At 38.7% G+C, this 8,859-nt stretch carries 6 protein-coding genes and 2 pseudogenes; 6 read left to right on the top strand and 2 right to left on the bottom strand.

Annotated elements, in window-relative coordinates; translation table 11 throughout:
- Both A3IA_RS0106890 and A3IA_RS0106885 read right to left on the bottom strand, forming a co-directional pair.
- Nucleotides 1-369, bottom strand: a pseudogene (locus A3IA_RS0106890) (IS630 transposase-related protein); the annotation flags it as partial.
- 378 nt (nt 370-747) lie between these two features.
- Nucleotides 748-1,596, bottom strand: a complete 849-nt coding sequence (locus A3IA_RS0106885; RefSeq protein WP_018380589.1) for an AraC family transcriptional regulator — start codon at nt 1,594-1,596, stop codon at nt 748-750.
- Nucleotides 1,597-1,702: 106 nt separating this feature from the next.
- On the opposite strand from A3IA_RS0106885, the gene A3IA_RS0106880 reads away from it, so the two are divergent.
- The 6 genes and pseudogenes from A3IA_RS0106880 to A3IA_RS0106855 form a co-directional block, all read left to right on the top strand.
- Nucleotides 1,703-3,874: an alpha-galactosidase gene (locus tag A3IA_RS0106880; RefSeq protein WP_018380588.1), complete on the top strand. Its 2,172-nt coding sequence runs from the start codon at nt 1,703-1,705 to the stop codon at nt 3,872-3,874.
- A 12-nt stretch (nt 3,875-3,886) separates the two neighbouring features.
- Entirely contained in the window at nt 3,887-5,149 is a 1,263-nt protein-coding gene (locus A3IA_RS0106875) for an extracellular solute-binding protein (RefSeq protein ID WP_018380587.1), read from the top strand.
- Nucleotides 5,150-5,163: 14 nt separating this feature from the next.
- Nucleotides 5,164-6,030: a carbohydrate ABC transporter permease gene (locus A3IA_RS0106870; RefSeq protein WP_018380586.1), complete on the top strand. Its 867-nt coding sequence runs from the start codon at nt 5,164-5,166 to the stop codon at nt 6,028-6,030.
- A 15-nt stretch (nt 6,031-6,045) separates the two neighbouring features.
- Nucleotides 6,046-6,879, top strand: a complete 834-nt coding sequence (locus tag A3IA_RS0106865) for a carbohydrate ABC transporter permease (RefSeq protein WP_018380585.1) — start codon at nt 6,046-6,048, stop codon at nt 6,877-6,879.
- A 37-nt stretch (nt 6,880-6,916) separates the two neighbouring features.
- Nucleotides 6,917-8,371, top strand: a complete 1,455-nt coding sequence (gtfA, locus tag A3IA_RS0106860; protein WP_018380584.1) for a sucrose phosphorylase — start codon at nt 6,917-6,919, stop codon at nt 8,369-8,371.
- A gap of 119 nt (nt 8,372-8,490) precedes the next feature.
- Nucleotides 8,491-8,859 (top strand): annotated as a pseudogene (locus tag A3IA_RS0106855) (IS630 transposase-related protein); the annotation flags it as partial.

The following is an 8,859-nucleotide window of genomic DNA, read 5'->3' as shown; positions in this document are numbered from 1 at the left end:
ATTCTTTAAGAAACAGGGCTACTTTTTCAGGGTCTTGTTCGTGGTAGGTAGAGCTCTTTTTTTTCGAGTATATCCCATGGCTTTGAGAGCGTAATGAATAGCGGTTGGATGACAGCCGAATGCAGAAGCTATTTCAGTTAAATAAGCATCTGGATGAGTTTTAAGATAGTTCTTTAATTTATCTCTATCAACTTTTCTTGGCTTAGTTCCTTTAACTTGGTGATTAAGATCGCCTGTTTTTTCTTTTAGTTTTAGCCATTGATAAATGGTGTTGCGTGAGATTTGGAAAAGAGCAGATGCTTCAGAAATACTACCAGTTTTGTCACAGTATGCGAGAACTTTTTTACGAAAATCTAGTGAATATGCCATAAGAACATGATATCACAAATGTACTGTTTTTATTTCATTTTGTTATACAAGAAATTAAAGATTTTGAATGGGGCAAAACGCTAACGTTACAATAGGACGAAAACGAAGTGGTCAGTGAAATGACATAATAAGGGGATTGAATGATAGCCTTTCTCCTCATTCCAAAGAGGAGAAAGCTGTTGTCATGGCTTCAAGCCAGTTTTTCTTTGGGAGAAAGACAAGAAAACCACCAGATTAGCTGGTGGCGAACAAGGCTTTGAGCTTCCATTTATTGCATTATTGAAAACGTTCGTTATTGGAAAAGTAAATATAGGTATCAATTTTTAACTTATTCTTTATTGATTTTGGTCTTTTAAAGTTTTGATGAAAAGATTGTTTTCAAGAAATATAGATAGCTTGACTATTGTTTTTTCGCTTTCTCATGGTAGTGGGAGTCATTTTCCAGAATTTTTTAAAACTTTTAGAAAAGTAGAGAGCATCTGAAAAGCCTACAGAAATGGCAACGACTTTGATACTTTCTTTGGTTGTTTCGATCAGTTGTTTGGCTCTTTGCATGCGGATTTGAAGGAGGTATTCTTTGGGGGATTGTTGCTGATGGTCTTTAAATACAGTCGTCAGATAACTACGGTTGATGGAGAGTTCATTGGCAATACTTTGGATGGTTAATTCTGTTAGGGAATAGCGTGTTTCAATGATATGCTTGGCATCCAAGTAAAGTTGGTTACTAGATGACCGATCTGTTGGTTGGGAGCTGGGGGCTTCCTGTGCTAGTTGAAAGAGAATTTCATAAATGCTTGCTAAAAGCTGCAAATTGCTGCTAGTTAGGGTTATCTGAGAAGCGGTTTGGACTAGATTTTCAATGAGTTGGTGCAGGCGGATCTTATCCTTAAAAGCATCTCTACGAAGAAAAGCAAGGTCCTCAATTTGACTATAACGAAAGTAGTCTGCAATTTTATTGCCACTGAGACCTAACCAATAATAAGACCAGGGCTCTTGACTATCAGCTTGGTAAAAGGTAAGTTCGTTTGGCTTTAATAAAAATAAATCACCAGCTGTGAGGTCAATCACCTGATCTTTATAATAAAACTTGCCACGACCTTGGGTAATGTAATGTAGGACATAGGTCTCACGTATGGAAGGGCCAAAACTATAATTTGGCGGACAGTCCTCATAGCCGTAAAAATCGAGACTAACATCCATGGTGCCACTTTGATATTCTGAAAACATAAGATTTCTCCTTACCTAACATTTTACCATATCGGTCTAACAAAAGTCTATTTTAGGAAGCGGTTGCAAGTGTTATGCTAGTGATAAGTTTATGAGGAGGTCACTTATGGCAATCACTGTAGAAGGTAATCTTTTTTATGTTAATACCGAAGCTTCATCTTTGATTCTTGAAAATCGAGATGGTGACTTATTATTAAAGCATTTTGGTCGGAAAATCAATAGTTATCATTTTTCCAATACCATTCATGAAAAGGATCATGCTTTTTCTGGCAATCCTAGTCCTGAAGTTAGAACTTATAGTTATGATACGCAGCGTCAAGTAATTGGAACCTATGGATTTGGTGATTTTCGAAAACCATCGGTACGTGTACAGCATGGCTCGAATGAATTGACTTTCTTTAAATTAGTGGACTACCACATTGTGAAAGAGCTGATTGAAGCGGAAGGTTTACCTAATCCTCACAGTGATGAGCAAGCTCAAACCTTGGTTCTCGTGTTAGAAGATCAAGTTGCTCAACTGCGTTTGACGCTTTACTATACTGCCTTTGAAACGTCTGCAACCATTACGAGTTTTGCCAAGTTAACGAATCTTTCAGATGAACCAGTGGTGGTTCATCGTCTCCTGTCTAGCATGTTGGATGTTCCAGCTAAGCAGTATGATGTCATAACGCTTCAAGGAGCCTATGCGCGTGAGAAAGCGGTTCGCCGTCAGAACCTGCATCAGGGAGTGTTTAGTATTTCATCGAGTCGTGGAGCTTCTGGTCACGGGCAAACACCAGCCTTACTCTTAGCTGATCGTAAAGCAAGCGAAGACTTTGGTGATGTGATAGCTTTACAGTTGCTTTATAGTGGGAATTTTCAAGCGTTTGCTCAAGAAAATCAATTACAGGAAGTGCGTCTTGGGATTGGAATCAACGATGATAACTTTGCTTGGCAATTAGCTCCTAGTGAAAGCTTTGTGACACCTGTTGCTATGCTATCTTATAGCCATAAGGGGTTGACAGGTCTGACAAGTGAAAGTCAGGCATTTATCAAAAATCACATTATTCCAAAGCGGTTTGCTGATGAGGAACGTCCGATTTTAATCAATAACTGGGAAGCTACCTATTTTGATTTTAACAAAGACAAATTATTGTCCTTGGCTGATGAAGCTAGTGCTTTAGGGATGGAACTCTTTGTTCTGGACGATGGCTGGTTTGGCAATCGTTTTGACGATAATCGTGCCTTGGGTGACTGGACTGTTAATGAATCAAAACTGGGAGGTCCTTTATCAGAATTGATTGCAGATGTTCATGCTAAGGGATTGAAATTTGGTCTGTGGGTTGAACCCGAGATGATTTCAGAAGCTAGCGATCTTTATCGTGCACATCCAGATTGGGCGATTCAAGCACCGTGTCGAGGACATACTTATTCGCGTAACCAGCTTATGTTGAATCTAGCCAATCCAGACGTGGTTGCTTACTTGAAAGAGACATTTGATGGGATTTTGGCTCAAAACGCTATTGACTACATTAAGTGGGATTATAACCGTAATATGACGAATCTGGGTAATGGCGCCACCTATCTAGAAACTCAAATGCAGTCACATGCTTACATGCTTGGTTTTTATGATTTGGTATCTTACCTGACAGAAACTTATCCAGATGTTTTATTTGAGTCTTGTTCTGGCGGTGGTGGTCGTAATGACCTTGGGGTGATGCGCTACTTCCCACAAGTGTGGGCGAGTGATAATACTGACGCCATTGCACGCTTGCCGATTCAGTATGGCTCGACCTTCCTCTATCCGACGATTTCTATGGGTTCTCATGTTTCTGCAGTACCAAATCATCAAATGGGTCGTATCACACCACTAGAGACACGTGGTCATGTGGCAATGATGGGGAATTTTGGTTATGAATTGGATTTGACTCAGATGACTGAAACGGAAAAAGCTATCGTTGCTGAGCAAGTGGCGCATTACAAAAGGATTCGTCCTCTTGTTCAGTTTGGACAGCAATACCGCCTACTTAACCCAGAGGAAAATACTAATGAAGCAGCCGTTCAGTTTGTTTATGAGGATCAATCAGTTGTGACTTATGTGCGTATTCAGTCAACGATTGAAACCATTGAGACGACTTTGAAATTAAAAGGGCTTGATGAAGATGCTATCTATCGCCTAGACGGAACTGAGAAGTGCTATTCTGGTGCGGAATTGATGTATGCTGGTTTAACCCTTGATATGCCAAATGGTGATTATTTAAGTAAACAATTCTACTTTGTCAAAGATGTCAAAGACTAAAAGGAGATAGACATGAAATGGTATCACAAATTAGGCTTGCTGAGCACAGTTGCTGTAGCAAGTATTGCTTTAGCAGCTTGTGGTAATAGCAATTTAGAAGCTGAGAATGGAAAAGTAACCATTGAGTATTTCAATCAAAAAACGGAAATGGTAGCAACTCTAGAAGAGATTGCCAAAGATTTTGAAAAGAAACACCCCAACATCAATGTGGAAGTGACCAATGTTCCTAATGCTGGAACTGTCCTCAAGACACGTATGTTATCTGGAGATGCGCCAGATGTCATCAATATTTACCCACAGAATATGGATTTTCAAGAGTGGGCCAAGGCTGGTTATTTCTACGATATGACAGGTCAGGATTATTTGGCTAATCTTAAAAACAACTATGCTGAACAATACGCTATCAATGATAAGGTATACAATGTACCGCTAACTGCTAACGTTTCTGGCCTATACTTTAACAAAACGAAGTTTGACGAACTTGGTTTGGAAGCACCTCAAACTTGGGCAGACTTCCAACAGTTGGTTCAAGACATCAAAGATCAAGGTGAAACACCATTTGCGGTTGCTGGGACAGAAGGTTGGACCTTAAACGGTTATCATCAATTGTCTTTAATTACCACAACAGGTAGCGCTGATAAGGCTAACGATTATTTACGTTTTTCAAAACCAAACAGCATTTCAGCTAAGGATAAGATTTTACAAGATGATATGGAACGTTTGGATTTGCTCGCAGAAGAAGGCAATCAACAGAAAAACTGGCGCGGAGCTTCTTACAATGACGCCATTGTAGCCTTTGCTTCGGGTGATGCTCTGATGATGCCAAATGGATCTTGGGCTTTGCCAGCCATTAAACAGCAAGAACCAGATTTTGAGATTTCAACCTTTGCTTTTCCAGGTGAAGAATCCGGTCAGACAGCGACAGTTGGTGCGGGAGACTTGGCTTTATCGATTTCTAAAAATAGTAAACATGTCAAAGAAGCGGAACAATTCGTCGAGTATCTAACAACGGCAGAAGGTATTCAAAAGTACTATGATGTCGATGGTTCTCCGATTGCTGTTAAAGGGGTTAAAGAAGCTGGCGAGGCGTCTGAATTAGCTGCTTTGAATGACTTAGCTTTTACTGATAAGCACTATGTATGGATGGCACAATACTGGAACAGCGAAGAGGATTTCTTTAATCTGACAGCTAGTTACCTGATGAATCAAGATGAAAAAGCTTTTGCGGATGCCTTAAATGCCTTTTACAATCCTATGAAGGCTGATGTTGATTAGAAGGAGCACATGACATGAAATCATTTATTAATAAATACTGGGGTTGGGTGTTCTTGGCTGTTCCTCTTATTCTACAGGCGGTTTTCTTTTACTTTCCGATGTTTCAAGGGGCCTTTTACAGTTTTACCAACTGGACAGGATTAACCTACAATTTTGATTTTGTCGGTGTTAATAACTACAAAATCTTGATGACCGATACGAAATTTATGAAGGCCATTGGTTTTACTTTGATTTTGACTGTGGCCATGATTGTTGGTGAGATTATGCTTGGTATTTTGATAGCACGTGCGCTCAATTCTAAAATCAAGGGAAGGACTTTCTTTAGAGCATGGTTTTTCTTCCCAGCAGTGCTGTCAGGTTTGACCATTTCTTTGATTTTTAAACAAGTGTTCAACTATGGTTTACCAGCTATTGGCAATGCTTTGAATATTCCTTTTTTGCAAGAAAGTCTTTTAGGAACAGGTACAGGTGCTATTTTATCAGCAATCTTTGTGATGTTATGGCAGGGAGTTGCCATGCCGATTATCCTATTCTTAGCAGGCTTGCAAAGTATTCCTTCTGAAATTGTGGAGGCAGCTGCTATTGATGGTGCAAATAATCGTCAAACTTTCTGGCAAATTGAGTTGCCTTATCTGATTCCAAGTATTTCCATGGTCTTTATCATGGCACTTAAGGGTGGGTTAACGGCCTTTGATCAAATCTTTGCCCTAACTGGTGGTGGTCCCGATAACGCCACAACCTCACTAGGCTTATTGGTTTATAATTATGCCTTTAAGTCTAATCAGTATGGTTATGCCAATGCCATTGCTTTAATTCTCTTTATTATTATCGGCGTGGTATCCATTTTACAAATCAAACTGTCTAATAAGTATCAGGTATAGAAGAGAGGTTCCCTTATGCAACACGAAGAAAGAAAAAGCAATCTTTGGAAGTATGCCTTACTTGGTTTAGGCGGTATTCTAATTTTCATCCCCTTAATGGCAACGGTTTTTAGCTCCTTTAAACCAACAAAAGACATCATTTCAAATTTTTTTGGATTTCCCAATCCTATCACTTGGGACAACTACAGCCGTTTGATTCAAGATGGGATTAGCCATTATTTTTTAAACTCGACCATTATCACTTTCTTATCAATTGCTGTGATTATGCTATTCATTCCAGCAGCGGCTTACTCAATTGCTCGTAACATGTCGAAGCAAAACGCCTTTGCTATCATGTATAGTCTCTTGATTTTAGGGATTTTTGTTCCTTTCCAAGTCATCATGATTCCTATTACAGTTATGATGAGCAAGATTGGTCTAGCAAATACTACTGGTTTGGTTATCTTGTATCTAACTTATGCCATTCCACAGACCTTGTTTCTTTATGTGAGCTATATCAAGGTTAGCGTTCCTGATAGTTTGGATGAGGCTGCTGAAATCGATGGTGCTGACAAATTTACCACTTATCGTAAGGTAGTCTTTCCAATGTTAAAACCAATGCATGCCACGACTTTGATTATCAATGCCCTTTGGATTTGGAATGACTTCATGTTACCACTGTTGATTCTCAACCGTGATGCGAAAATGTGGACGCTGCCCTTGTTCCAATACAACTACACAGGACAATACTTCAACGATTACGGGCCAAGTTTTGCCTCCTATATCGTTGGTATCATCACCATCACCATCGTTTATATGATTTTCCAAAAACACATCATTTCAGGAATGAGTAATGGTGCGGTTAAATAATCTACTCATCTTTTAATACCCTTCAAAAGGAGACCTTATGCCTATTCAAAATAAAACCATGTTAATCACTTATTCAGATAGTCTGGGTGAAGATTTGAAAGCTTTACGAAAAAATCTGGAAAACTACTTTGGGGACGCAGTTGGTGGGATTCACTTGCTGCCGTTCTTTCCATCGACTGGTGACCGAGGGTTTGCGCCTGTTGATTATGATGAGGTTGATTCAGCCTTTGGTGACTGGTCAGATGTCAAAGCTTTAGGTGAAAAATACTATCTGATGTTTGATTTTATGATTAACCATATTTCTCGTCAAAGTAAATATTATAAAGATTATCAGGAAAAACATGATGATAGTGCTTATAAAGACTTGTTCCTTAACTGGGATAAGTTTTGGCCTGAAAATCGTCCAACACAGGCTGATGTCGACCTGATTTACAAACGTAAAGACCGTGCTCCAAAACAAGAAATTATTTTTGCTGATGGGAGCACAGAGCATCTTTGGAATACCTTTGGTGAGGAGCAAATTGACCTTGATGTCACCAAAGAAGTGACTATGGATTTCATTCGTCGCACTATTGAACATTTAGCGGCTAATGGCTGTGATTTGATTCGTTTGGATGCTTTTGCTTATGCCATCAAAAAGTTAGACACTAATGATTTCTTTGTTGAACCTGATATCTGGACACTCCTTGACAGTGTTCGTGAGATTGCTGCTGAAGTGGGCGCTGACATTTTGCCAGAAATCCATGAGCATTACAGTATCCAATTCAAGATTGCGGATCATGATTACTTTGTCTATGATTTCGCTCTACCTATGGTCACCTTACACGCACTTTATTCTGGTCACACCAATCAGTTGGCTAAATGGTTGAAGATGAGTCCGATGAAGCAGTTCACAACATTGGATACGCACGATGGTATTGGTGTAGTGGATGTGAAGGATATTTTGACAGATGATGAAATTGATTTTACTACTAAAGAGTTGTACAAGGTTGGAGCAAATGTTAAACGAAAGTACTCTTCAGCAGAATATAATAATTTAGATATTTATCAGATTAACTCAACTTATTATTCAGCATTGGGGGATGATGATCGGAAGTATTTTTTGGCACGATTAATTCAAGTTTTCGCTCCGGGCATTCCACAAGTTTATTATGTTGGGCTATTGGCTGGAAAGAATGATATCGATTTATTAGAACAGACTAAGGAAGGACGTAATATTAATCGTCATTACTATAGTAGTGACGAAATTTCTCAGGAAGTAAATCGTCCAGTCGTTAAAGCATTACTTAAACTATTTAGTTTTAGAAATAGCAGCCTTGCTTTTGATTTGGAGGGAAGTATTTCGGTAGAGACACCTGATAGAGAAAGTCTTACTATTACTAGAACAAGTAAAGATAAAACGAATACTGCACAAGCGAATGTTAATCTCAAAAAATTAACGTATCAAGTTCTAGAAAATGGAAAAGAAATTATCTTTAGCGATAAAAATTAGATAAAAAGAATATTTAGAAAATATGTCGACATAAGATTGTCTTTAGGATAACATATCTTTAAATCAGGCATGTATAGTAAAATGAAATAAAAACCGTACATTTGTGATATCATGTTCTTATGGCATATTCACTAGATTTTCGTAAAAAAGTTCTCGCATACTGTGACAAAACTGGTAGTATTTCTGAAGCATCTGCTCTTTTCCAAATCTCACGCAACACCATTTATCAATGGCTAAAACTAAAAGAAAAAACAGGCGATCTTAATCACCAAGTTAAAGGAACTAAGCCAAGAAAAGTTGATAGAGATAAATTAAAGAACTATCTTAAAACTCATCCAGATGCTTATTTAACTGAAATAGCTTCTGCATTCGGCTGTCATCCAACCGCTATTCATTACGCTCTCAAAGCCATGGGATATACTCGAAAAAAAAGAGCTCTACCTACCACGAACAAGACCCTGAAAAAGTAGCCCTGTTTCTTAAAGAAT

It is taken from the genome of Streptococcus thoraltensis DSM 12221 (assembly GCF_000380145.1).
In the GTDB taxonomy this organism is placed as follows: domain Bacteria; phylum Bacillota; class Bacilli; order Lactobacillales; family Streptococcaceae; genus Streptococcus; species Streptococcus thoraltensis.
Note: the sequence above shows the minus strand (reverse complement) of the source record. Positions and strands in the feature narration are given on the sequence as shown.

Bases quoted from the DNA above. Each gene is read 5' to 3' on its own strand.
- A3IA_RS0106875 (WP_018380587.1), top strand. From the start codon at position 3,887: ATGAAATGGTATCACAAATTAGGCTTGCTGAGCACAGTTGCTGTAGCA.
- gtfA (WP_018380584.1), top strand. From the start codon at position 6,917: ATGCCTATTCAAAATAAAACCATGTTAATCACTTATTCAGATAGTCTG.
- A3IA_RS0106870 (WP_018380586.1), top strand. From the start codon at position 5,164: ATGAAATCATTTATTAATAAATACTGGGGTTGGGTGTTCTTGGCTGTT.
- A3IA_RS0106865 (WP_018380585.1), top strand. From the start codon at position 6,046: ATGCAACACGAAGAAAGAAAAAGCAATCTTTGGAAGTATGCCTTACTT.
- A3IA_RS0106880 (WP_018380588.1), top strand. From the start codon at position 1,703: ATGGCAATCACTGTAGAAGGTAATCTTTTTTATGTTAATACCGAAGCT.
- A3IA_RS0106885 (WP_018380589.1), bottom strand. From the start codon at position 1,596: ATGTTTTCAGAATATCAAAGTGGCACCATGGATGTTAGTCTCGATTTT.